The following is a 23,005-nucleotide window of genomic DNA, read 5'->3' on the forward strand; positions in this document are numbered from 1 at the left end:
TCGGGCAAGCGTCCCCTAGGAACGAACGCGAGCCTAGCCGCGGCGGGGGCCAGCCAGCCGACTCGCAGTCGGCGCTGATCGAACGCAGGAAGGCGCTGCCAGCGCAGGCCGGAACCGAGGCGGTCAGCGCGCGGTTTAGCGGCCTGGCCGCGGATTCGGCGGGCTACTCCGTCTAACCCTTGGATGAGGCTCCCGGATTGAAGCTGGAGGTAGACGTAGCTGCCGCTCCTTCGAAGGGACCTACGGCGGTGGAGCGTGGTCTACGGTGGACATGCACCAAATTCCTGATCCGCCGTCAAAAGAAGAGTGGGCGGTGCTACTGCGCAAGCCTGTACGTCCGGTGGCTTCGCTTGATCAGAAATCCATTCCCGACCAGCCGGGTGTGTACCTGTGCCGCCGCGACGGCGCCGCAGTGTATGTCGGTACTGCATCCAACCTCCGCGCGAGGCTATGGGGCAAGCACCTCGGAGCAGGCCTCAGCCTGGCCGGATCGTCACTTCGCCGGAACGTGGGCGAGCTACTGCTCGGCGTTCCGCCGGCGGTGACCAGTAGCCCAAACCGCGTGAAGGTGACCAGTCCGCAAGCTGAGGCGATTCACTCCTGGCTTCTGAGCTGTGACTTGGCGTGGCAAGCCTGCGAGACAGCGGCGCAGGCCAAGCTGCTCGAAAGGCGGCTCCGTGACGCGTACCTACCGCTACTCAACCGCATCTGACAGGGACCGCACTCTTGTCTAAGACGCCTAGAAATTGACATCACCAAGTTCCCGAACCGACACAGGAGGATCTTGAGCGCATCACGCTGCTTTCTTAAAAAGATTGGCGGCGCCGACGTGGTCTGGGGAGCGCAAAAGACGTTCGACATATGGGCCATCGAACAGCGGGCGCGGCTCGATCAGAAGATGTCTACGAGGCTCGCTGTTGGGTCATGGGCGCTCGTCGGCGCGACGATCGGTCTTGTAATTTGTACCGCCGGACTGATCTGGGCCACACTGGCAGTACAGCTATAGATTCTCACGCTCTTTCAGCGTACTTAGACGTGTTGACCTCGACGCGAACGCTTGCGCAATCTGGCGTGCGCCGACCTCGCGTCGCTAATCAATCTTGCGCAGCTCGCCATCCGCCGTCAGTACGGGAGTTTCTCCCTTGCGGAAAATTGCTTCCTCGCCTCCCGTAAACTGCATAGCTCGCGTTAGATGCCAGATGCTACCTTGATGGCCGGGTTGGAAAACGGACCTGAGGCAAATCGCCACATGAGCCACCACGCGTACATTGCCGCTGCCGAGAACTCGGGAGACGCTGCGAAGAGGCCGTGGGCGAAGTCATTTCGCAAGTTCAGACCAGCGGGTGAGCAGAAAAGACCGCGGATGACGAAGGCGACGTCTTCCCCGAAGATCTCTGTCGACTCGGGCTTCTCCATAAGAGAGGATAGTCCAACTTCAGTCTCGATACCGCCCTTCATCACCGTCGTGGCTGCTCCAGCGTCTCTTAGGTGCACTCGAACCAGGTGTTCAAGCTGCGGAGTGAGCAGCTGTGCTGCGGTCATAAAGTCGCCGTCGAAGCCGTAGAAGAGTGCCCGCCCGTACATCTGTGTGCGTTCGCTTGGGACAAAGCCTGCTGAGCGTGCCGTCTCAACGAAGTACGAACTGCTCAGGCGATGATCCGTGCTGAAGGCCTGCCAGGCGGGCATCAAAAAGCTGCGCACCGTGTCGACGACCTGGCCGGTAAGATCATCAACCATCTTTTGCCAGACTTGGCCAGGGATCCCGAACTGGTCGTCACGGGTATTCGCCACTTGTCTTCCGCCTCTGGTCAGACGCTCTCGTGTCACCTTTCCGAATGGGGACGTGTCGACCGCAGTCTCGGCACGATCTCGGGTGACGGTGAAGGAAGGCAGCGTGGCGACCCGAAGGAAGCGCTCCGCAGCCTCAGCCTCGCTTCTCCCAGTCATCGACCGCATGGTGTGCTCGTAGGCCTCAGAGACGTCCACTTCGGTGACCCGGGACGTCATGAACGACACGGTGGACCGATTCGCGACTCGGATGCTGGCGGCAAGCTCCGCGTCGAGATTCTGTACGCCCCGGGACTCGCGGAACGCACGTGAGAGTTGGCGCAGGATGTTGTGAGCGAGCTGGAGCTCCGATGCTGCCTTGATCGACGAGTCCGCCCCTCCTTGCTGCAGCAGCAATGAGGCTAGCCTCTGGCGGCCTCGTACCACTGACAACAGGTCGTCCGACGACGCTGCCTCATCGCCTGCCGCGCGGTGCCACTCCGCTGCCGCCTGAAAGAAGACCGAAGCGCTGGCGTCGTCGTTTGTCCTGCCGGCGAGGCTCCGAAGATGTACCGCAATCGCCGCGGCTGAGTGCTTCGCGAGCTTCTGCGTACGTAAAAGGTCGGCAAGCCAGACCGCCCGCAGCTCAGGCAGCGGAGCGAGCAGCTTCTTGATGAGTCCTGCCTCAAGCGACGCGAGCTGGCCTTGGGTTGCTCTGCCGTGCATGCGAGCGAGCTTCAGCGCGCGCGACCAGACCTCAATCACGTCTGGCTCGACAGCGGTGGTTTGGAGCGCATCCACAACAAGATTGAGCGTTGCGCGCACGAGCGCAGATCTGTCGCTGCCGGCGGCGCGCTCGGCGAGGATGTCTCGTCCGATGAACTGTTTGACGAAGGATGGGACAGCGCCGATGTTCTCCTGCAGCAGCCGCGCTTCCTCCTCGGTAAGCGAACCAGGAGTCAGGAGCGCGCCGTCGACACCACGGCGGAGCGATCCGTAAGGCTCAGCGGAGCTCTCAGGTCGGAGGAAGAAGTCGTCAAGTAGCTCAACAACGTAAATGAGACCACTACCGCTGCTGGGAGACATTGAAACGAGACTACGGCTCTGTACGCGCATCGGCAGACCCCGTCCTGACCTGGTTGCCGTCGTCCTCGAGGAGTGCGCTCAGCCGGCGGCGAGCTAGGGAATGTGAGTCGCACGCGCTCGAGACCCTCGAGGCGATCGACGCGCTGATCTCCACGGCGCGCTCGGGCACGCATCGAAGATGGCAGCGCGATGCGCCGATCCTCGTGCCAGTATGGCTCCATGGCGCGAGCAATCTTCCGAGCATCGATCAACGGTCCGACACCCAACAACAAGCAGGCGGAGTTGAGCAAGGTGCTTCTTGCGGCTCACTTCCGGAAAATTGGAACGGCTTCTTATGAAGGTGAGTTCGCGCGGTACCGCGACGCCCTTGCGGCGGTATCCGTGGGAATTGCATTCCTGAACGCACTGCCGAACGAATACGAGCTCGACCATCTCTGGACTTACGTAGACCGCACCTGAACGTTGCGACCCCGCGCGTGAGGCGCCTGATCCGAACGGGCGATCCGACCTCATTTTTGTGATCTTCGGCTCCCTTAGGCCAGGAGCGATCGATGAACCGAGCAGGTCCTCCACGTTCACACCTTGCGATCGTCCGGCAGTGGCGCATGGGAGCGTAGAGTAACGTACGAGCTGGGCGCTGAGCGTGCAGACGCGTAATCTCGAAGCACTTGAGTATCCGAATGATCATTGGAGACATGTGGAATTGATCGGTACGAACTCCGATGGAAGTGGCGACTTCAGCATGTACCTCGACGGGGAGACGTTAAGGACCTTCATCGCTGTCGACGGCGAGCTCGAGGAGTCGGCACGGCAAGAACTCGCTCCGGCACCAGGCTTTGAATCGGCCAAAGAAGACTGGTACGTCTACGGTTCGAACGGTCACAGCTGTGACATCCACGTTGATGGCGAGCACGCACGCGTTGACGGCTCAACATACCTGCTGGTGAATCGCACCGATTGGTAAAGGTCCGCGTCGGACCGCCGATCTAATGCGGAGTCGGCCGGACGTGCGGCTAACCGTCGTTACTCGTATCAGGCAGAACCGACAGAGGATGCGCTCTTGGGTCGCTGTGCGCGGGTGGCCATTCCCGCGTAGGCAGCTGGCCTAGGAGGGAGTCTGGGGCGCCTGCAGCCGGTGGACATGGTTGCGTACGAAGCGAGTGCAAAGCAGCGGCGCGGAGGTCGCGCTGACGGCGAAGTGCCCACGCGCTTCAAGCCGAACAGCGATGCTACGTCCCAGGTCGGGGCTGGCCGCTAGATCTTGTTGTCCTCCCACGAGCGCGCGACGAGGAGTCCGGGCTTCCAGCCCGTTGCCGCCAGCATCTGCGGGCTCAGAGGCGGTCCATCGCTGTCAACTGCCTGGCGCTTCAAGTGAAACGTCATTCCGCGTCCGCGGTACATGGCGGGCGGTCGGCCCGTTGGACCTCCACCTCCTGGGCTGCTCGGCGGTTCAGCCCGGCGTGTGGCGTGCTCGTCTGCCGTCGGTCTACTACGGTAAGGTCATGCGCCCGAGTCTCCCGATCATTGCCGCGGTCGACCTCTTCTGCGGTGCTGGTGGGCTCTCTCTCGGATTAGAGCAAGCCGGCGTTACCGTCAAAGCGGGAATCGACCTCGATCCAGCCTGTGCGTATCCGTACGAGCAGAATCTCGCAGCCTCCTTTCTTCTGCGGGACATCTCCAACGTGACCGGCGACGAGGTCTCCAAGTTGTGGGGAGGCGCTCAATACACCTTGCTTGCCGGGTGCGCGCCCTGTCAGCCGTTTTCAAGTCATAGAAGAGGCATCGACACGAGCGATGAGAAGAACTGGGACCTCCTCAGTCACTTCGGCCGCATCGTCCGGGAAAGCACTCCCGACTTTGTGACGATGGAGAATGTTCCGCGACTTGCGAAGATGCAGGTGTTTCTCGACTTTGTTGCAATGCTCCGAGGACTGGATTACGCGGTCGACTACGGGACCCTCTATGGTCCTCAGTTTGGGCTTCCTCAAGAGCGACGTCGACTTGTACTTGTGGCCTCGAAGGTGGGAGTCGTCCGGCTTCCGAAGGGCACGCTGGTCAAGGAGGACTATCGAACAGTCGAAGACACGATTTCTCAGCTACCTAATCTCATCAGTGGTGAGTCCGACCCCGCGGATCCTCTACACACTGCGCGACAGCTATCTCCCTTGAACCTCAAGCGAATCAAGGCTTCAAAGCCCGGTGGAACTTGGCGGGATTGGCCCGAGGACTTGCGCGCCGAATGCCACAAGAAAGCGACAGGCGCGAGCTTCCAATCGTTCTATGGTCGGATGACGTGGGAGGCACCGTCACCCACCATCACAACGCAGGCCTTTAACTACGGAACGGGGCGTTTCGGTCATCCGACCCAGCACCGCAGTCTCACTCTCAGAGAAGCCGCTATGCTTCAAGGATTCCCACGAGACTACAAGTTCGTCGCGGATGGTGAACGCCCAGCTATGTCCACCGTCGGACGCCTCATTGGCAACGCAGTGCCCCCTGCGTTCGGAGCGGCTGTCGGTCTCTCGTTTATGGAGAAGGTTCGCGAATTGGACAAGGCAAAATGAGCGCGGGATTATCAGCAGCCACTTCGCCGTTCCTCTTTAGCGTCGACCTGGCTGTGGTTGAGTCGCTCGGGATCAACCTTTACAGTAATGCCGCTGCTGTCCTCTCGGAGCTCGTGGCGAATGCTTGGGACGCGGACGCAAATCGAGTCAGTATAAACTGGACCGATGGCGGAAAGACTATCACCATTGAGGATGATGGCAGCGGAATGACGCAGTCAGAGCTCAATGGGCGCTTCCTTCGCGTCGCCTATAAGAAACGTGACACGGAAGGTAAAAGTTCCACCAAGCTGGCTCGCGCTTACATGGGGCGCAAGGGGATCGGCAAGCTGTCCGTGTTCTCCCTGGCAAGCGATGTGACGGTCTATTCGGCCAAAGATGGTGAGACGAACGGGTTCCTCATCACGGTTGCAGGTCTTCGGGCGAGCATACTCACGAACACCCCGTATCGGCCGGAGGAACTACCCGTGCCTGCTGATATGCCTGCGCACGGTACGCGGATAGTGCTGAGAAATCTTAATCGAAAAAGGACCGGCGTGTCGGTGGCAGCATTGCGGAAGAGGCTTGCGCGGCGATTCGACGTCCTTTCCTACTCGACGACCGATCCGAATCGCTTCGTCATTGAAATTGACGGCACTCCGGTCACATACGATGATCGTGAGGATCTTCGACGCCTCGAGTACATCTGGCAACTTGGAGTCGAAGAGGTGCCCCAGTCTCGTACTCCAAACGTAAAACGGCGCTGGCTCATTTCGGACAATGTGGTCAATAGTGAAAAAGGGTGGAAGATTGAAGGCTGGTTTGGTACGGTCAAGAAACCAGACGACCTGAATGACTCGGATGACGCTCAAGAGTCCTTAAGAAATATTATCATCCTTGCAAGAAAGCGGCCAATCCAAGAGGGCATCTTAGATCAGCTGGATTTCAACAAGATCTTTGGCAATTATGTCACGGGCCAAATTCGTGCGGAGTTCTTGGACCTTGACGACGGATCCGACGATATTGCTACGAGCGATCGCCAGCGACTTATCGAAGACGATGACCGAGTAAAGCTTCTCCTTAAGAAATTGCGAGACTATTTCAACTCGGCCGCTGAGCAGTGGTCACGGGAACGACCGAAGCAGAAGTTTATTGAGCTTACTGACAGATACCCAGTTGTTCGGGAGTGGGTTGATCATCGGCCGGATATTCAAAAGGATACGGCTCGAAAAGTTATTAGCGCTGTAGCAGCGCTTGAATTGGAAGATGAAGTTCAGCGGCCTGTTCTCTATCGAGCCAGTATTCTTGCTTTTGAACGTCTTGCCCTCGAGGCAACGACAAAGGATCTGGAAAAGTTCGCCAATGGTTTGTTCGCGGTCGATGTTCTCCCGCTTTTAGCAGGCGCCAGGTCCTACGAAGACGCCTTATATCTCCAGATTCTTCGCTCCCGGCTTGAGGCAATTGAAAAGCTGGAGAACATGATTAATAAGGACGAGCTTGAGAAAGTCCTTCAAAAGCATCTGTTTGATAACATGTGGCTTCTCGATCCGTCGTGGGAGGGTGCCACCGGAGATGTGGACATGGAAGTAGCGCTCGCGACGATACGACGTAAGTCAAAGGTTGTGTTCGACAAGTCTGAAAGCGCCAATCAGAAACAGGGGCGAATCGACATTCAATACCGTTCAGCTGCTGGTGTGCATATGATCGTGGAGCTGAAGAAGTACAGGCGGGAAGTCAGTCTAGACGAGCTTCGTATCCAGGGCGAAAAGTATCATGATGCGATGAGCGAGGTATTACGTAAGCGCAAAGAGCCGGTTCGTAATATTTCGGTAGTATTTGTCGTTGGGCAAGAGCCTAAGAACGTGTACACCGGCGATGAAAGCTTGGACACGGTTGTTTCTCGCCAGCTCCACCAGATTGACGGCCGGATTCTCTATTACGATACTCTTCTTGCGACGGCCCAAAAGCGGTATAAGGACTACCGCGATCGCCAAAGCGACGTTACCGAGCTTGATAAGGTGATGAGCGCCCTTGGGGGAGAAGGATTGTCAAAATGAAACGCCTGGGACTTCACGGGGACGGCGTTCCCAAGGGCGCGCGCTTGCCGGCGGTGCAAGGCCGTAAGGTCTTAAGGCAATGACGAACTCTTGGGCGTCAAGCGCCGGCGCCCGTGCGAGAATGCAGGCAAATCGTGGACGCGACACGAAGCCAGAGTTGATGCTTCGAAGCGAGCTTCACCGCCGCGGCTTGCGCTATCGCGTAAACCTTCGGCCGGAGCGAGATTTGCGTCGGACTGCTGATCTCCTTTTCTCTCGGGCGCGGGTGGCCGTATTCGTTGATGGCTGCTTCTGGCATGGCTGCCCCCAACACTTCTCCCAGCCCAAGACGAATCCAGATTTTTGGCTCAAGAAGATCGAGCGAAATCGCAACCGCGACAGAGACACGTCTGCTCTACTTGAAACTCGCGGTTGGATTGTAATTCGGTTCTGGGAGCACGAGATCATGGAAGGAGCTGCGGACTCGGTGGAGAAGGCAGTTCGCGAGGCGTCGCAACTAGGTAAGAAGGTGAGGGAGAAGTGACTCCGGAAAAACAGTATGAGATCAATGTCGATCCGCGAATTTTGGAGCTTCTAGGGCCCAATCTTTACACAAACGTCTACTACGTTCTTGCTGAGTTGATCGCAAATGCGTATGACGCTGATGCCCGAAATGTATACATCTTCTCGGAAGATGAATTTCTTCGCGTAGAAGACGACGGTCGCGGGATGTCCTACGAGGCCGGAGATGTTCGCCGATACCTGAACGTCGCTGGCGTGTCGCGGACGACCGAGAAGGACTCCTACACTCCCGCTGGACGGCGAAAAATGGGGCGAAAGGGCGTCGGAAAGCTCGCGGCACTCTCCGTCTCGGAGAATGTTGATGTTCTTACGGTGGCCGGCGGCGAGAGATCTGGATTTGTGCTGACACGCCACCCGGACAACGGTAACGTACTCGAGGCAATTCCCGACGCGGAGGTCAGGTTCCTCCGGATCGGCGACCACGGTTCTGCCATTGTGATGCACAAACCCCAGTACCAGCTTCATAAGACCATGTCCGCGGTGCGGCGGAATCTGCTTAAGATGTTTCCCCTAGTGGGTCAGGACTTTCGTATTCATGTGATCCGAGGCAAGGAGTCTGTGGCTATCGACTCGTTCGACCAGAGTGTCATGAGCGAGTTGAGTACCCTGATCACGCTTGGGGCGGATTACGGTCGCCTCGCAAAGCTCGTCCCGAACCCGTATCCGGCGCGGCGTGATGACCTGATTTCAATTCGCGAGGCCGTCCAACTCCCGATACAGGTGGTTGATGCCTCCGGGGCTGAGCGAGAGCTGACGCTCGAAATTCAGGGCTGGATCGGAACCTATAAAAGTACTCGTGGACGGAAAGTCGAGATGACCGACTTCCCGGATAACTTCATTTCGTTATTTGCAAATGGTAAACTAGGAGAGTTCAACATCCTTCCCGCCGTGGGCCAAAACAAGCTAAGTGAAGTCTATGTCGTCGGTCAGCTCCATGTTGACATGTTCGAACTGACCGAGTTGCCGGATATGGCGCTGAGCAACCGGCAAGGTTATAAGTCGGATGATCCGAGATACCTCGCGACCTTGGGCTACGTGCGAAATCGGTTACTCGGTGATGCTCGCCGCAGTCGTGATCTTTTTGTCAGCTTGGAGAACAAGATGAAAAAGGAGAGGAAGCGTTCGGAGCAACTCGACAACGAGGCAAGATTCAAGGCATCGATCGACGAGTTCAGGCGCAAAGCGAGCGAGTCGGCGGCCGAGGCGTTGCACTCGCTTGCAGCGGGTGCGTCCGAAGAAGAGATGCAGAAGGTGGTTGCCGGCTCTTTCAACAGGCATATCCCTGAGCTCGGCATCAAGGCGCTAGTCGACTCTCAGAAGAAAAAGATTCTCATAAGTCAGACTCGCCCGGACAAACCGTTTGCTGACGTCATACAGCAAATGCTATCCCACAACGGGGTCTCGAATGAAGATATTCTATATACCAACGGGGACGATGAAGTGTGTCGTATCCCAGAGGGACGCAAGGTGTATGAGTATCTTCGTGAGTTCTTTGTGGATAGCTATTCGACCCAAAAGATCATGGTGTTGTTCGTCACTAGTGAGAATACCAAAAGTTCGTGGGGTGCAATCAGTGAGGTTGGCGCTTCCTGGATAACTCAAGTGGATCACAAGATCTTCAACATCTCACCCTTTCGTCCGGAGCATCCGCTCAACGATGAGGCACAATGGCAAAGCACAAGTCGAGATCTTAAGACTGGCGACCTGTGGATGGACAAGCTAAACGCTGATATTCTCTGCCAGAAGATCGAGTCGGTCTGCGACTCATTGGGTTACAGCAAAAGATTGCGACCGGATAATTTGGCATACTTGGGAACTCTTGTAGACATCAGATCCTTATAGATGCTCCTCAGCCTCTTCTACAGGGCCACAAGGGGCAAATACAGAGGGTTTCCGCCCAATGGTTTCTCCATTGGTCTGGCGAGGAAGAGTGCTTAGGTCTTCGCTGTGTGTCCGGATGACGAGGCACGCCGTAAAAGAGACCACGGCGAGCAAGAGTTCCTCGGGCACCGCAAGAAGCTTGTCGCAAGCTTCCCTCGAGGCGCGACGAGTCGGTAAGAGCATCAGGCTGACCGAGGGTGCCTTCATCACTGCCTCCCGTGCCCACGGCGTCACGGACGAACAACGCGAGGAGATCGTTCGCCGGCACCGCACCCCACCGCCGACCTACGCCTCCGTCTCGGAAGCGAAGCAGCACGACTCGAAGCGCGGCGGGGGAGCGTCTAGCAACGTGACAATCGTGCCCATCGCGCAGCGCATCGACAAGAAGAAGCTCGTCCGCGCGATCCTCGCCCTCGTGCGCTGGCAAATGGAGAACCCCGACTACGTGCGGGACGACAGCAAGGCAGCTGTCGTTTCTACTCCGATTCTTGAGCCCGTGCCTGGAGCCTCGCCTTCATCGTCTTCGGATCGACGCCGTAGAGCGCACCAAGCTGGTTCAGCGACCAGCCCCGTGTCTTCAGCGACGCCGCATCCTCCAGCTGCTTCTCCGTCAGCACAACCTGACGCACCGGAACGTGCTGCTGCTTGAGTGCTGACCGCACTGCTTCGCGGCTGACGCCCCACGACGCGGCGAGCTGGCGGATGTTCCCGCCCGAGGCGTACTCAGCGGCCAGGTTGGCCTTCTGCTCGTCTGACAGCCGCACCTGGCGCTGACGAAGGGCCTGCACGCCAACCGGGGGATCCGCCTGTTCAGGCTCGTCACCCCTGTTGATCCCGGTCCTGGCGGCCACCAGCGCACGCTCCCATCTTTTTTGATTAGTTGCAGATAGGTGCACCACAGCGTGATGTCCCCGTGTAGCGGAGCAGACGGTCCGCCCGACGGCATGAGCGTCGCCGGGCGGAGAACGGCGGGGGAGTGGACGAGCAGCGGGTGAAGCTCACCATCGGCGTCGTCGCGGTGGTGGCCGCGGTGATCCTGATCATCGAGCGGAAGGCGTACGCGCGGTGGAACGCCCGAATGATCCGCCGGACGTGGGGGGCCGACTCGAAACGCTACGCGTCGGCGCAGACGCCCGGGTCGGTGCTCGTCACGGGGATCGGGCTGGCGTTCATCGGCGTCGTCTTCGTCGTGACCTCGATCGCCTCGATCACGGGCTGACTCCAGCCGGAGATGGGGAGAAACAGGCAGGAAACCTGCGGCGGGTATCGTCGGCGCATGAGACTCCGTGCAGCCCACGCGCTCGGCGCGCTGGTCGTGTCCTCGCTCCTCCTCGCTCCCGCTGCCGTTGCGGCGCCCTCATCGACGGCACGCGCCGTCGACGGCGGCGCCAGCGCGGGCGACCCGTACTTTCCCGGCCTCGGCAGCACGGGGTTCGACGCCCTGAGCTACAGCCTCGTGCTGAAGTACGACCCGGCCGCCCGCGCGCTCGGCGGGCGCGCGCTCGTCACGCTCGCTCCGACCCGGGATCTGCGGTCGCTGTCGTTCGATCTGACAGGGCTGACGGTGTCGAAGGTCACGGTGAACACGCGCTCCGCGGCCTTCGTTCAGGAGGGATCGGAGCTGGTCGTCACTCCGGCCCGCTCGCTGAGGAAGGGCGTGCCGACCCTGGTGAACATCGAGTATGCGGGCACGACCGGGAACCCCGTGGACAACACCGGCGCTCCGTTCGGCTGGTGGTCGACCAGCGACGGCGCACTCGTCGCGAGCGAGCCGAACGGCGCGTCCACCTGGTACCCCGTCAACGACTCCCCGGCCGACAAGGCCCGCTACACCTTCACCATCACGGTCCCGGAGGGGCGGACCGTGGTCGCGAACGGCGTGCCGGTGGGGTCGCCCACCACTTCGAAGGGCTGGACCACGTCGAGCTGGGTCGAGACGAGCCCCATGGCGAGCTACCTCGCGATGGTGAACATCGGCGACTACGACCTGGTCCGCTCCACCCGCGGCGGCATCGTGACCGTCGACGCGATCGATCGCGACATCACGGGCGACGTCCGGGCGGGGACCGAGGCCGCGCTGGCGAAGCAGGGCGACATCATCGACTACTTCTCGACCGTGTTCGGCCCGTACCCCTTCCGATCGGGCGGCGCGGTGGTCGACGACGAGGAGATCGGCTACGCGCTCGAGACCCAGGGGCGCTCGTTCTACTCCGGCGGGGCGGACGAGTCGACGGTGGCGCACGAGATCGCGCACCAGTGGTACGGGAACAGCGCCACTCCGGGCGTCTGGTCGGACATCTGGCTGAACGAGGGCTTCGCGACCTACGCGGAGTGGCTCTGGGAGGAGCACTCCGGCGGCACGAGTGTCGCGGACTCCGCGGCGCAGGTCGCCGCGATCCCGGCGGACGACCCGTTCTGGGCCACCGCGGTGGCGGACCCCGGGGCGACCGGACTGTTCGACGGCCCGGTCTACGCCCGCGGAGGGCTGACGCTCGTGGAGCTGCGCGAGGAGATCGGGGCGGACGCGTTCGCCGTGCTGCTCGAGCGCTGGGCGACGGAGAATCGCTACTCGACGGTCAGCACCGCCGATCTGCAGGCGCTCGCGGAGGAGGTCTCGGGACAGGATCTGTCGGCCTTCTTCGAGGCGTGGCTCGTCACTCCGGAGAAGCCCGCGGGTCTGTGACGTCGGGCCGTCGCGGCGGACGGAGGCGCTCACCGGGCCGGGAAGGCGGTGGACCGGACGTTGCGGTCGGCGGTCGCGACGTCCGGAGATCGGACGGGCGGCTCCAGCGTCACCGAGGTGCCTCGGACGCGGACGGCGACGAAGGACGCAGCGCAGCCGTCTCGATCCGGCGCTGATCCGGCGTTCCCGCCCTACTTCGCGAGCGAGACCAGGCGCAGTGCGGTGCTCTTCGACGGCGTCAGCGAGGGCGCGGACGGTCGGAACTCGGTCTGGACCGAGTGGAGTCCGAGGGGGAGCTTCGGCACGGTGAGCCGGACGGCGGGGGCGCCCGTGACCACCGTGCCGCTCCAGCGGACGACTCCGTCGATCTTCAGCGACAGCACGCCGGGCCCGGCACTGCCGTCGGCGGCTCGGACGGACGTGAGGAGCGTCGTCGAGTTCGTCGGGAGCTGGAGGGGCGTGGAGAGCCGGGCCGTGGTGGTGGTCGCGACCGGCCGGCCGGTCCCGGTGGTCACCTCGACCACCGACGAGGTACTCGCGCCGGCCCAGAGCACACCGGCGAGGTACGTCTGGTTCGGCGCGAGGCCCGACCAGCTCGCCGTGACCGTCGGGTTCGCGGCGGACACGGTCGCGGGGGACAGGGTGAGCGGCGCCTCGGGCTTCGCGGTCGTCGTCCGGACGTCCACGGGCACGCCGGCGGGGCCGGACACCTGGTAGACGTCGATCAGCCACAGGCCGTCGAACGGCCGCGCGAGGTCGTAGCGGTCGCTCGTGCCGGGACCCTCGATGGTCGCGAAGTGCCAGGGATCGAGATCGCGGGGTTCGATGTAGGTCAGCTCGGTGCGGAGCTGGACCGAGTCGCTACCGGCCTCGACGTCCACGCGGAGGAGCGTGTCCCCGCTGATCTCGACCTGGCCCTGGGCGACGATGCCCTCGCCGCCTCCGGTCGTGCCCGAGTGACCGTCGTTCTTGGGCGGGAAGCCCTGGAAGATCACCGACGGCCGACCCAGGCCCAGGCTGATCGGAGTGGCGGTCTCACCCGCGGACAGGACGGGAGTCAGCTGGACCGAACCGGTCGTCCCGCTGCCGGAGGCTGAGGGAGGCGGTGTCAGCGCGACCGCCGCGCCGCTCGGCACGAGGGCCGCTCCCATCGCCACGACACCGACCAGCGCTGCGCTGAGTACCCGGGCACGAATCCGCTGCGTCATGAGACCGACTCCTTCGTCGCGGTCATCATCCCGCTGCACGACTCCGGCGACAAGGGCCCGTCGACACGGGGGTCGGCGAAGCCGCGGCCGATCGACGCCGGTCGTCGGGCGGCGTCGGGTCGTCGCACTTCATCGTGCACAACGTCGGCCGGATCCCGACCGCGGCGACCATCCCGGCTGAAGACCCTCCTCGGCCGAAGTCCTGCATCCGCGGTCCCGGCCGCCTCAGTGCCCCGCCTTCCAGTACCCGCAGAACGTGACGTGCCCCTTGGGCACCCGGCGCTCGCCGACGAGGTGACGCCGCGCGCCCGTCGCGAGCGCGGACTCGCCGATCGCGAAGGCGTAGAGGCCGTCGGTCTCGAGGGTCATCGCCTCGAGATGCGCCAGCGCGAGCGTTCCCGGCGCGACTCCGGGTGCGCGGATCAGCAGGTGCAGCACGAGACCGGGAGGCAGGGTCAGCGCTGCCGCATCGGAGGCGTCGACCACCTCGAGCACCGCGTCGCCGACCGCGTCCGGCGGCAGCGAGCGGCCGATGCCCGCGAGCGCGGGGAGGCCCGTCTCGTCCGTGACGATCAGGTGGCGGCGGGTGCCGGCGGGCGGCACGAAGAGGATCCCCTCGTCGAGGATCGCGACCCGGTCGCCGACGCGGGCGTGCGCGGCCCAGCGGGACGCGAATCCGTCGTCGCCGTGGAGCGCGAAGTCGATGTCGAGCTCGGCCGCGGACCCGACGGACGCGGGCCGGAACGCGCTGACGGTGTAGTTGCGCAGCGCCGGGCGCTCGGCCTTGGGGATCGTCAGGAATCTCGCGTAGCCCAGCAGCCCGATGTTCTTCGGCAGGCGCATGTCGTCGTGGCCGGGCTGCGGGAGGAAGAGGCGGAACCACTGGTCGAAGCCGAGAGCCGTGAAGTGCTCGAGCGACTCCCCGGTGATCGTCACCCGCTGGAAGGAGGCGCTGACCTTCTCGGACGAGGCGACGTAGGCGAGGAGCATCGTCTTCTCGGACGGCTCGACGCGGCGCGCCGTGCCCCTAGCCACGGGCGGTTCCCACCGTGCGCTGCGGGGCGGCGCTCGAGCGTCCCACTCCGGCGGCGCGCAGCCTCCGCGCGAGGATCAGCGCCAGCTGCACGAAGCCGAGCGAGACGACGGCGGTGAGCGCGTAGAGCACGACGAGGAGCCACGCAACACTCATCACGGCGTCGATGTAGACGAACCAGAGCGTCGAGAACGCGGTGATCAGCACGCCGTAGCCGACGAAGAACACCGGTGCGCTCCAGTTCCGGTAGAGGGTGATGAGGAACGGCAGCTCCGACAGCACGCCCGCCATGACCACCGTCGGCAGCTGGGCGAAGCCGAACGGAGTCAGCGGAGCGTTCACGAGGCCCGCCAGCAGCGCGATCAGGAACCCCGCTCCCGGGCGCTGCAGCAGCGCGAGACCGGTCATCGACGGCAGGATCCACGCGCCGATCGTGACGGCGACGAACGCGGGGGCGAGGACGGACAGCGCCAGGCTCGCGTAGTTCATCCCGACGGTCAGCAGACCGCCGGCGACGCCCAGGACGGCGCAGGTGAGGAGGTAGCGCGTGCTCGCGCGGCGGCGGACGGTCATGGGACTCCGATCGTGAGGATCCCCGAGGAGGGGAGGGTGAGCAGGAGCGCGGCGGTGCCGGCCCAGAAGACGACGACGAAGACGACGTCCCGGGCCCGGAACGGCACCGGGTACCGCTGGGTCCGGGTCGGATGGGCCCCGAAGGCGCGCGAGTCCATCGAGAGGGCGACCCGCTCGGCGTGGCGGATCGCACTCGCGAGCAGGGGGACGACGTACCCGAGCCACCGGCGCAGCAGGGCGACGGGCCCGCGTCCGGCGACGGTCCCGCGCACGCGGTGGGCGGCCCGGATGACGGCGAGCTCGTGGGCGAAGCGCGGCACGAAGCGGTAGGCGGCCAGCGCGGTCCAGCCGATCCGGTACGGGACGTGCAGCTGCTGCACGAGCGCGCGCACGAGGTCCGGACCGGTGGTCGTCAGCCCGCCGAGGAGCGCGAGGCCGGACAGGCTGGCGAGGCGCAGCGCCGTGGCGAGCCCGATCTGCAGGGCCCCCGCGCGCACCTGCAGTCCACCCACCTCGAGCAGCACGGCGGAATCGTCGACGCGCGCGGGATCGACCCAGGCGGTGAAGCTGACGGTGAGGACGGCGACGGCGATCGGGAAGCCGAGGAGCACGGCGGTGACGGCCCGTCGGCTCATCCGGGCGCCGACCAGCAGGAGCGCCATCGCGACGAGGAGGAACGCCAGCGGAGTCGCGGCGTCGCGCACGACGACGAGCGCCACCATCGCGGGCATCGGGGCGACGGCCTTGCTCAGCGGGTTCAGCCCGTGCAGGAAGCGCGCCCGGCTCGGGAGCGTGAGGGAGGGGCCGAGCGCTGCGGCGCTCATCCGGGGACCCCGGGCAGGTCGCGGAAGCGGGTGATCCCGCGCCACGCCGGGTGCCGCTCGAGACTCCGCATCGCGCGGGCGAGCGGCGGGCGGAGGAGCCCGGCCGACTCGAGCAGGCCGCTCGCGAGGACGTCCGCCGCGGGACCCTCGCCGAGGAGCCGCCCGCCGCCCATGACCGCGAGGCGGTCCGCGCGGTCGGCGACGAGCTGGAGGTCGTGGGTCACGACCAGCACGGTGGTGCACTCGTCGCGCAGCTGCTCGAGCACGTCCAGCAGCTCGCCGGCGTGCGCCCGGTCCTGGCCGAACGTCGGCTCGTCGAGCGCGAGGACGGGGGCTCCGGTGATGAGCGCCGTGCCGACCGAGAGCCGGCGCTTCTGGCCGCCCGACAGCAGGAAGGGGTGCTGGTCGCGCAGGGCGAGGAGCCCGAAGCGGCGGAGCATCCCGTCGACGCGCTCGCGGGTCTCGTCGACGTCGACGCCCCTGATCCGCAGGCCGTGCGCGAGCTCCAGGGCGACGGTGGGCTGGACGAACTGGTGCTCGGGGTTCTGGAAGACGAAGCCGACGGTCGCGGCCAGCGTGCGCGGGTCGGCGCGGGACGGGTCGAGCCCGGCGATCTCGACCGTCCGCCGGGGCGGCGGGACGACGCCCGCGATCGCCTGCAGGAGCGTGGTCTTGCCGGCGCCGTTCGTTCCGATGATCGCCAGCAGATCACCGGCGGCCACGTCGAGGTCGACCTCGCGCACCAGCGTCGCTCCGCTCTTCACCACGGACAGGCCGCGGACCCGGAGGAGCGGCTCGGCGGCCGCGCGGGGCGGCGCGGCGGGGGCCGGCGCGGGAAGCGACTCCACCGCGTCGAGCGCCGCGGCGAGCTCGCGAGCGGTCAGCGGCAGCGGGGCGAGGCGCACTCCGGCCGACTGCAGCCGGAGCGCGGCGAGCGCGGCCGTCGGGAGCCAGACCCCGAGGGCGGCGAGCGTGTCGGCGCCGTCGCGGAGGACCTCGTCGACCGTGCCCTCCAGAGCCGGTCGCCCGTCGCGGTCGAGGACGAGCACCCGGTCGACGAGTTCCACCGCCGCATCGAGATCGTGCTCCACCAGGACGACCGCGACCGCCCTCTCCCGCACCAGCTCCGCGAGGATCGCGTAGACCTCCTCCGTGCCGACCGGATCGAGGTTGGCGGTCGGCTCGTCGAGCACCAGGACGGGGGAGCCGAGCGCCAGGGCGCACGCGATCGCGAGCCGCTGCCGTCCGCCGCCGGAGAGGCGGTCCGGGTCCTCCGCGCGCCGCTCCCACAGCCCCACGCGTCGCAGCGCCCGCTCGGCCCGCTCGAGGACCTCGGCGGCGGGCACGAGCAGGTTCTCGGGTCCGAACGCGACCTCGTCGAGGACGGAGCCGGTGACGATCTGCGCGTCCGGATCCTGGAACACCATCGCCACGGTGCGGCTGGCCTCGGCGACCGGGAGATCGACGCTCGAGCGGCCTCCGATGGAGACGGTGCCGTCGAGTGCGGCCGGGACCGAGTGCGGCACGAGCCCGTTCAGCGCGAGCGTCAGGGTCGACTTGCCCGAACCGGACGGGCCGAGGACGAGCAGCACCTCGCCGGGGCGGACGTCGAGATCGACGGCGCAGGGGGACGGGCGTTCGGCACCCTCGTGGGTGACGACGAGCCCGCGGGTGCTGATCAGGGCGGGTCGGACGTCCGCGAGCGCCCGAGCGCGGTCACAGGACACGGAGCCTCCGGAGGAAGGGGAGCAGGAGCGCCGCACAGCTTAGCCTTACCTAACCTACTCGTGCCAGAAGGTGATGGGTGCGCGACTGCGACCCCGTCAGAGACCCGATGTCCGGCGCCACAGGAATGGCTCCGGAGCGCCGCGCGTTGCTCCGGGAATGACGATCGAACCCGCAGTGCTCGAGGACGTCCTCTCCTCACTGGACGTGACGCTCGGCGAGCTCCGGCGGCGGACGCTCGCGCCAGGGGAGAGGCTCGTGCTCGCCGAGGGCGTCGTCGTGCTCGTCTACGTCGTCGACGGCGAGCTGACGGCCCTCGCCCCGGCCGGAGCCGCCTGCGAGCTCGACCTCGCGGCGGGCGACGCGGTGGCGGCCCCGCTGCCGCGCACTCTGCTGGCGGGCGACGCACTGCTGAGCTTCGGGCGGCGGGCGGCAGCGCTCGCATCGACCTCGGGCGCCGGACTGATGGTCGTCGAGCTGCGCCTCGAGCCCGAGGCGTGCCTCCGGCCGCTGCCCGGGCTGGTGCTCGCCCCCGGTTTCGCCCGGCTCGAGCCCGCTGCGGCCGCCCTGGCGGCGCAGCTCGGCCCGCCGCGGGGTGGATCGGCGCGCTCGGGTGATCCGGTGATCTGCCGGCTGATGGTGCGGACGGTGCTGCTCTCGGTGGTGCGGGCCTGGGCGTCCGGCGAGGACGGCGGACCGCGTCCGCTCACCGGCGACGTCCACCTGGACCGGGTCGCGGCGGCGGTCGCCGACGACCCCGGGCGGGAGTGGACCGTCGATCGGCTGGCGAGCGCCGGAGCGATGTCGCGCACCGTTCTGACCGAGCGGTTCCGAGCCGCGTTCGGGCGGACTCCGGCCGATTACGTCGCCGACGTGCGCATGCGGCGCGCGAAGGAGCTGCTGGAGCAGGGACGGAGCGTGTCCGAGGCCGCCCGCGCGCTGGGCTACTCCTCGGACGACGGGTTCAGCCGGGCCTTCCGCCGTCACGCCGGCGTCGTGCCGTCGCTGTGGCGGGCGACCCGTCAGGAGGTCTGACGCGCTCAGGCCTCGCGCCGGGCCGCCGAGCCGAAGAGGGCGGCTCCCACGAGGAGCAGCACCGCGCCGATCGCGTAGTCGGCCTCGATGCCGACCGAGTCGACGAGGACCCCGCCGAGTCCCGCCGCGACGACGATCGCGGCCTGGAACCCGACGACCACCAGGCTCCCGCCGGCCTCGAGCCGGTCGGTCATCCGGTGGCCGACCCACGCGTTGACGATGATCAGCCACGAGGCGAAGAAGAAGCCCCAGACGCCCACCGCCACCGCGATCGCGACGACGGATCCGGGGAGCAGCAGCACCCCTCCGACCGCGACCGCGATGGCCACGGGCGCCACGATCCCGAAGACCGCGAAGGTGCGGTCGATGACGGAGCCGATGACGATGTTGCCGAGCAGCCCCCCGACCCCGAAGAGCGCCAGCAGGCCGACGACGGTCGCCGCGTCGGCATCGGTGCGCTCGAGAGCGAGGCGGATGTAGGTGTACGCGAGGAAGTGGCCGAGGACGACGAGGACGTGGCCCGCGAAGCCCTGCCGCACCCCCGGGCGGCGCACGGTGTCGAGCAGCACGCCCAGCCCGGCGGACGCGGCGGCGGGCACGCGGGGCAGGAGGAGCCGCAGCGGCAGGGCGAGCAGCGCGGTGAGCACGCCGATCACGACGAACGCCGCGCGCCAGTCGATCAGCTCGCTCAGGATCACGCCCAGCGGCACTCCGGCGACGGTCGCGAGCGACAGCCCCGCGCTCGTGAACATGGTCGCCCGACCCACCCGCTCCGGTCCTGCGACGCGGGCGACGACCGTGATCGACATCGACCAGAACGCGCTGATGGCCGCTCCGAGCAGGATCCGCGAGAGGAGGACCAGGGGGAGGGTCGGCGCGAGGGCGGCGAGCACGCTCGACGCTCCGGCGGCGACGGCGGTCCAGACCAGGAGGGTGCGGCGATCGAGCCCCGGGACGACCAGGCCGATGGTCGGGGCGACCAGGAGGCCCACGAACGCCGTCACGGTGACCGTCTGCCCGGCCTGACCCGGGGTGACGCCGAGACCGGCCGCCATCTCGGTGAGCACTCCGTTCGGCAGGAATTCGGCGGTGACGAGCAGGAAGCTGAGGAGCATCAGCACGACGAGGGGGACGACGGGGAGCCGCTGGGCCGTCGGCTCGGGGCGGACGACGGGGACGGAGGCGGTCGAAGTCATGAGGGAAGCATGGCGTGACGGCGCGCACGGCGCCCGACCGGACCACCGGGGGATCCGACCGATCGGCCGGGGCGTGCGATTCCGGGCTCGTCGAGAGCGTTCCCGGGGCCTTCGCTCAGGCGGCACCGGGATGATCGAGGCTGACACCCGACGGAAGGTCTTCTGTGAGCACTCTCAAGCGCATCCTCAGCATGGCGTCGAAGGCGCTCGACTCGAAGAGCTCCTCGAGCTCCACCGCGCGCCCCGCGTCCTCGAGCGGAGGGACGGACTGGCGCGATCTGGTCCGCACCGCCGCCGACAAGGTGACCGGCGATTCTCGTCCGGCGCCGCAGTACGGCGCTCCCGAGCACCGTCCCTCCACGCGCCCGCAGGACGCGCGCCCCGGTCGGCCCGCGGTCACCGCGGAGGACCGCGCCGCCATCGCCCGCTACGACTACCTCCTCCGCACCGCCGACCCCGAGCAGCTCGAGCAGGTGCACCGCGACGCGTTCGCGAAGCTGACGCCCGAGCAGCGCTCGCAGGTCGAGGCGCGACTGCGCGACGAGCTGCCCGCGAACGAGCAGCCGCGCTCCTCCGCCCCTGACGACCTCGCCAGGGCCGCCACCCGCGGCGAAGCGCAGAACCCCGGATTCCTGAAGAAGATGTTCTCGAAGCCCGGCACGCGCGGGGCCCTCGCGGGCGCCGGTGTCGGAGCCGCGGCGGGCCTGGGCCTCGGAGCCGCGGGCGGACTGCTGGCCGCGGTCGCCGGCGGCGCCGTGCTCAGCAGCGTCGGCGGCTCCCTCCTGCAGGGCGTCGACCTCGACGGGCTCGCCGGCTTCGGCGACCTGGGCGAGTTCGGCGACATCACGGGATCGGCGGGCGACGTCGTGTCGGGCGTCGGCGAGCAGGTGTCCGGTCTCGGCGAGCAGGTCTCGGACTTCTCGATGCCCGACCTCGGCGACCTGGGGTCGTTCTTCGACCGCTGATCCTCAGCCGCGGGTGCGGCGCCGCACGAGCAGTGCGGTGGCCGCGCCCGCGATGCCGAGCAGCAGCAGCGCCGCGCCCGTGATCGCGACGGCCGTCGTCGACCAGTCCGGCTGGACCTCGGTCACCGTGCCGTCGAGCAGCGTCCACTCGCACGAGGTGCCGAGGGGCCACCAGGACCACGCGCCGCGCAGAAGTCCGCCCTCCTCCGCGGGCACCCGCCCGACGCTCGCCCGGCAGACGGAGTCGAAGCCCGCGCCGGCCAGCGTCGCGTACTGCAGGGGCACGAGCGCCAGGAGCGCGAGTCCCACGAGCGCGACGACACCCGCCGCGAGGGCCGCGAGGCGTCGCGGAGTGAGACGGCGACGGGTGCTCGGGCGGTCTCGGGGCTCGCTCATCCTCCGATCGTGCCACGCACCGGCTGGGGAACCGGTGGCCTCCACCGCCCGGGCACGTACCCTCTCAGCATGGGGTTTCTCTTCTCGCTTCTGACCGTCGTGCTGATGGTCCTGGCGCTCGTGGACGTCGTGCGCCAGCCGGACAACGTGGTCCGCAACCTGCCCAAGATCGCCTGGATCCTGCTGATCGTGTTCATCCCGTTGATCGGCGTCACGATCTGGTTCCTGCTCGGTCACGAGTGGAAGCGCGGGGAGGGCGGCTCGTTCATCCCCGGAGGCCGGGCGCCGCGGCAGCGCCGTCGACCCGCCTCCCCGCAGACGATCATCGTGCGTCCTCCGCAGAAGTCGACGGAGGAGCAGCTCGCGGATCTCGAGCGCGAGGAGGCGCACTACGCGCGGCTCGCCGAGGAGCAGCGGCGCCGCCTCGAGGGCGAGCGCCCGCAGGACGGCTGAGCGCGGTCCGCTCAGCCGGTGGTCGCGAAGTTCGACGCGTTCCACTGGATCGAGGCGATCTTCGCCTGACCGGCCACGCTGGGGTGGAAGTAGTCGACCTTCCCGATCAGCGAGCTGGTGACGGGCGTGGCGGTCAGTGCGCCTCCGTCGTAGTCGCAGAGCGGACCGGCGGCGGCGCACGCGTTCTTGAGCGCCGTGTTGTACTGCGCCGTGCGTGTCTTCGCGGCGGCGGCCGAGGCCGCGGCGGCCGTCGTGCTCAAGCGCGCTCCCGTCGAGCTCACACCGCGGGTGGTGCGGCAGAGCTTGGCCGAGGACCACACGACCGCACCGACACCGCTGCGGACGACCGACCACTCCGAGGCCACGTTCGGCATCGACGACAGCACGATCTTCGCAGTCGGCCACGTGGTGCGGATCGTCGAGATCGCGGTGGTCGCCGAGGCGCTGAAGGTGGAGGCGGGGGTCATCGTGTACCCGTCGGCGGCGACCTTGTTGTCAGGGGAGCAGAGGTCGTTGCCGCCGATGAGCAGGGTGACGACGTCGGGCTTCACTCCGGCTGCAGCGGCCGCGGCGATGCGCGCGGGGACCTGAGCGATGACATCGCCGGTCTTCGCGAAGTTTGCCGAGGTCACAGTGGTGCCGGGCTTCGCCGCACGCAGCCGTGCGGTGAAGGAGTTGACCGAGGAGGAGGTGCCGGTCGACCAGTTGTTGCTCGGGCAGTCTCCGAGCGACCCGCAGGTGCCGTAGGCGCGCGTGATCGAGTCGCCGAGCGCGAGGACCTTGAGCGTGGGAGTCGCGGCGGTGGCGGCGCTCGCCGGCACGAGGGCGGCGGTCAGGGCGAGGACGGCACCGGCGGCCAGGGCGGCGAGGCGGCTCCGGCGGGCGGATCGGGGCGGACGGGGGAGGAAGTGGCGCGGCATGGGGATCGCTCTCGGTCGGAGGCGACGGGGGCCGCCGAGGTCGACGCTAGGTCCAGGGACCTCGGAAGCGTCATGCGGCCCTGACCCCAGAACGGCCGGAAT

23 protein-coding genes are annotated in these 23,005 nt (G+C 66.1%); 13 read left to right on the plus strand and 10 right to left on the minus strand.

The features are described from left to right. The first annotated feature begins 271 nt into the window (after positions 1–271). Positions 272–712, plus strand: coding sequence for a GIY-YIG nuclease family protein (locus tag C1I63_RS19490; protein WP_342353120.1), 441 nt, complete (start codon positions 272–274; stop codon positions 710–712). 72 nt (positions 713–784) lie between these two features. Further along, positions 785–1,006 (plus strand): hypothetical protein, encoded by a 222-nt coding sequence (locus C1I63_RS19960; protein WP_211315610.1) that lies wholly within the window; start codon positions 785–787, stop codon positions 1,004–1,006. A gap of 182 nt (positions 1,007–1,188) precedes the next feature. Here C1I63_RS19960 and C1I63_RS10425 read toward each other — a convergent pair whose 3' ends face one another. Beyond that, positions 1,189–2,853: a DUF4209 domain-containing protein gene (locus C1I63_RS10425; protein ID WP_170116368.1), complete on the minus strand. Its 1,665-nt coding sequence runs from the start codon at positions 2,851–2,853 to the stop codon at positions 1,189–1,191. A gap of 219 nt (positions 2,854–3,072) precedes the next feature. Here C1I63_RS10425 and C1I63_RS19495 point away from each other — a divergent pair, with 219 nt between their 5' ends. From C1I63_RS19495 to C1I63_RS10450, 6 genes are all read left to right on the plus strand, one after another. Beyond that, the gene (locus C1I63_RS19495) at positions 3,073–3,312 is read left to right on the plus strand and encodes a hypothetical protein (RefSeq protein ID WP_146168443.1); all 240 of its coding nucleotides are present in this window, start codon (positions 3,073–3,075) and stop codon (positions 3,310–3,312) included. Between the two features lie 184 nt (positions 3,313–3,496). Continuing rightward, a complete protein-coding gene (locus tag C1I63_RS10430; protein ID WP_146168444.1) occupies positions 3,497–3,817 on the plus strand; it encodes a hypothetical protein in 321 nt (106 codons plus the stop codon). A 538-nt stretch (positions 3,818–4,355) separates the two neighbouring features. After that, positions 4,356–5,417: a DNA cytosine methyltransferase gene (locus C1I63_RS10435; RefSeq protein WP_107574726.1), complete on the plus strand. Its 1,062-nt coding sequence runs from the start codon at positions 4,356–4,358 to the stop codon at positions 5,415–5,417. Beyond that, positions 5,414–7,450: a BbrUII/HgiDII family restriction enzyme gene (locus C1I63_RS10440; RefSeq protein WP_107574727.1), complete on the plus strand. Its 2,037-nt coding sequence runs from the start codon at positions 5,414–5,416 to the stop codon at positions 7,448–7,450. Before C1I63_RS10435 ends, C1I63_RS10440 begins: the two co-directional genes overlap by 4 nt. Before the next feature lie 79 nt (positions 7,451–7,529). Continuing rightward, positions 7,530–7,973 carry a very short patch repair endonuclease gene (locus C1I63_RS10445; RefSeq protein WP_107574728.1) on the plus strand — a complete coding sequence of 148 codons (444 nt, stop codon included), beginning with the start codon at positions 7,530–7,532 and terminating at the stop codon, positions 7,971–7,973. Then, positions 7,970–9,853, plus strand: a complete 1,884-nt coding sequence (locus C1I63_RS10450; protein WP_107574729.1) for an ATP-binding protein — start codon at positions 7,970–7,972, stop codon at positions 9,851–9,853. The genes C1I63_RS10445 and C1I63_RS10450 overlap by 4 nt, the downstream gene beginning before the upstream one ends. A 515-nt stretch (positions 9,854–10,368) precedes the next feature. Here the strand turns inward: C1I63_RS10450 and C1I63_RS10455 are convergent. Next, on the minus strand, positions 10,369–10,743 hold the full coding sequence (locus C1I63_RS10455) for a hypothetical protein (protein WP_107574730.1): 375 nt from the start codon (positions 10,741–10,743) through the stop codon (positions 10,369–10,371). 140 nt (positions 10,744–10,883) lie between these two features. Between C1I63_RS10455 and C1I63_RS10460 the strand changes: the two genes are divergently transcribed. Beyond that, positions 10,884–11,111: a hypothetical protein gene (locus tag C1I63_RS10460; protein WP_146168445.1), complete on the plus strand. Its 228-nt coding sequence runs from the start codon at positions 10,884–10,886 to the stop codon at positions 11,109–11,111. Positions 11,112–11,168: 57 nt separating this feature from the next. Further along, positions 11,169–12,575, plus strand: coding sequence for a M1 family metallopeptidase (locus C1I63_RS10465; protein ID WP_170116369.1), 1,407 nt, complete (start codon positions 11,169–11,171; stop codon positions 12,573–12,575). 191 nt (positions 12,576–12,766) lie between these two features. On the opposite strand, the gene C1I63_RS10470 is transcribed toward C1I63_RS10465, so the two are convergent. The 5 genes from C1I63_RS10470 to C1I63_RS10490 all read right to left on the minus strand — a co-directional run bounded on the left by C1I63_RS10470 (position 12,767) and on the right by C1I63_RS10490 (position 17,940). Continuing rightward, positions 12,767–13,783, minus strand: a complete 1,017-nt coding sequence (locus C1I63_RS10470; protein WP_107574733.1) for a hypothetical protein — start codon at positions 13,781–13,783, stop codon at positions 12,767–12,769. Positions 13,784–14,008: 225 nt separating this feature from the next. Beyond that, positions 14,009–14,818, minus strand: coding sequence for a siderophore-interacting protein (locus C1I63_RS10475; protein ID WP_146168446.1), 810 nt, complete (start codon positions 14,816–14,818; stop codon positions 14,009–14,011). Further along, on the minus strand, positions 14,811–15,389 hold the full coding sequence (locus C1I63_RS10480) for an ECF transporter S component (RefSeq protein ID WP_107574735.1): 579 nt from the start codon (positions 15,387–15,389) through the stop codon (positions 14,811–14,813). Before C1I63_RS10480 ends, C1I63_RS10475 begins: the two co-directional genes overlap by 8 nt. Beyond that, positions 15,386–16,213: an energy-coupling factor transporter transmembrane component T family protein gene (locus tag C1I63_RS10485; protein WP_107574736.1), complete on the minus strand. Its 828-nt coding sequence runs from the start codon at positions 16,211–16,213 to the stop codon at positions 15,386–15,388. Before C1I63_RS10485 ends, C1I63_RS10480 begins: the two co-directional genes overlap by 4 nt. Further along, positions 16,210–17,940, minus strand: coding sequence for an ABC transporter ATP-binding protein (locus tag C1I63_RS10490; protein WP_107574737.1), 1,731 nt, complete (start codon positions 17,938–17,940; stop codon positions 16,210–16,212). The genes C1I63_RS10485 and C1I63_RS10490 overlap by 4 nt, the downstream gene beginning before the upstream one ends. A 157-nt stretch (positions 17,941–18,097) precedes the next feature. On the opposite strand from C1I63_RS10490, the gene C1I63_RS10495 reads away from it, so the two are divergent. Next, positions 18,098–18,973: a helix-turn-helix transcriptional regulator gene (locus tag C1I63_RS10495; RefSeq protein ID WP_107574738.1), complete on the plus strand. Its 876-nt coding sequence runs from the start codon at positions 18,098–18,100 to the stop codon at positions 18,971–18,973. Between the two features lie 5 nt (positions 18,974–18,978). Here C1I63_RS10495 and C1I63_RS10500 read toward each other — a convergent pair whose 3' ends face one another. After that, positions 18,979–20,169 (minus strand): MFS transporter, encoded by a 1,191-nt coding sequence (locus C1I63_RS10500; RefSeq protein WP_107574739.1) that lies wholly within the window; start codon positions 20,167–20,169, stop codon positions 18,979–18,981. A 164-nt stretch (positions 20,170–20,333) separates the two neighbouring features. On the opposite strand from C1I63_RS10500, the gene C1I63_RS10505 reads away from it, so the two are divergent. Beyond that, on the plus strand, positions 20,334–21,134 hold the full coding sequence (locus C1I63_RS10505; protein WP_107574740.1) for a cation-transporting ATPase: 801 nt from the start codon (positions 20,334–20,336) through the stop codon (positions 21,132–21,134). A 3-nt stretch (positions 21,135–21,137) separates the two neighbouring features. Here C1I63_RS10505 and C1I63_RS10510 read toward each other — a convergent pair whose 3' ends face one another. Further along, complete coding sequence (locus C1I63_RS10510) at positions 21,138–21,530, minus strand: hypothetical protein (RefSeq protein ID WP_107574741.1); 393 nt, start codon at positions 21,528–21,530, stop codon at positions 21,138–21,140. A 69-nt stretch (positions 21,531–21,599) separates the two neighbouring features. Between C1I63_RS10510 and C1I63_RS10515 the strand changes: the two genes are divergently transcribed. After that, positions 21,600–21,983, plus strand: a complete 384-nt coding sequence (locus C1I63_RS10515; RefSeq protein WP_107574742.1) for a PLD nuclease N-terminal domain-containing protein — start codon at positions 21,600–21,602, stop codon at positions 21,981–21,983. Positions 21,984–21,994: 11 nt separating this feature from the next. Here the strand turns inward: C1I63_RS10515 and C1I63_RS10520 are convergent, their stop codons facing one another. Continuing rightward, positions 21,995–22,903, minus strand: coding sequence for an SGNH/GDSL hydrolase family protein (locus C1I63_RS10520; RefSeq protein WP_107574743.1), 909 nt, complete (start codon positions 22,901–22,903; stop codon positions 21,995–21,997). Positions 22,904–23,005: the final 102 nt, after the last annotated feature.

Source organism: Rathayibacter caricis DSM 15933 (genome assembly GCF_003044275.1).
Classification (GTDB): domain Bacteria; phylum Actinomycetota; class Actinomycetes; order Actinomycetales; family Microbacteriaceae; genus Rathayibacter; species Rathayibacter caricis.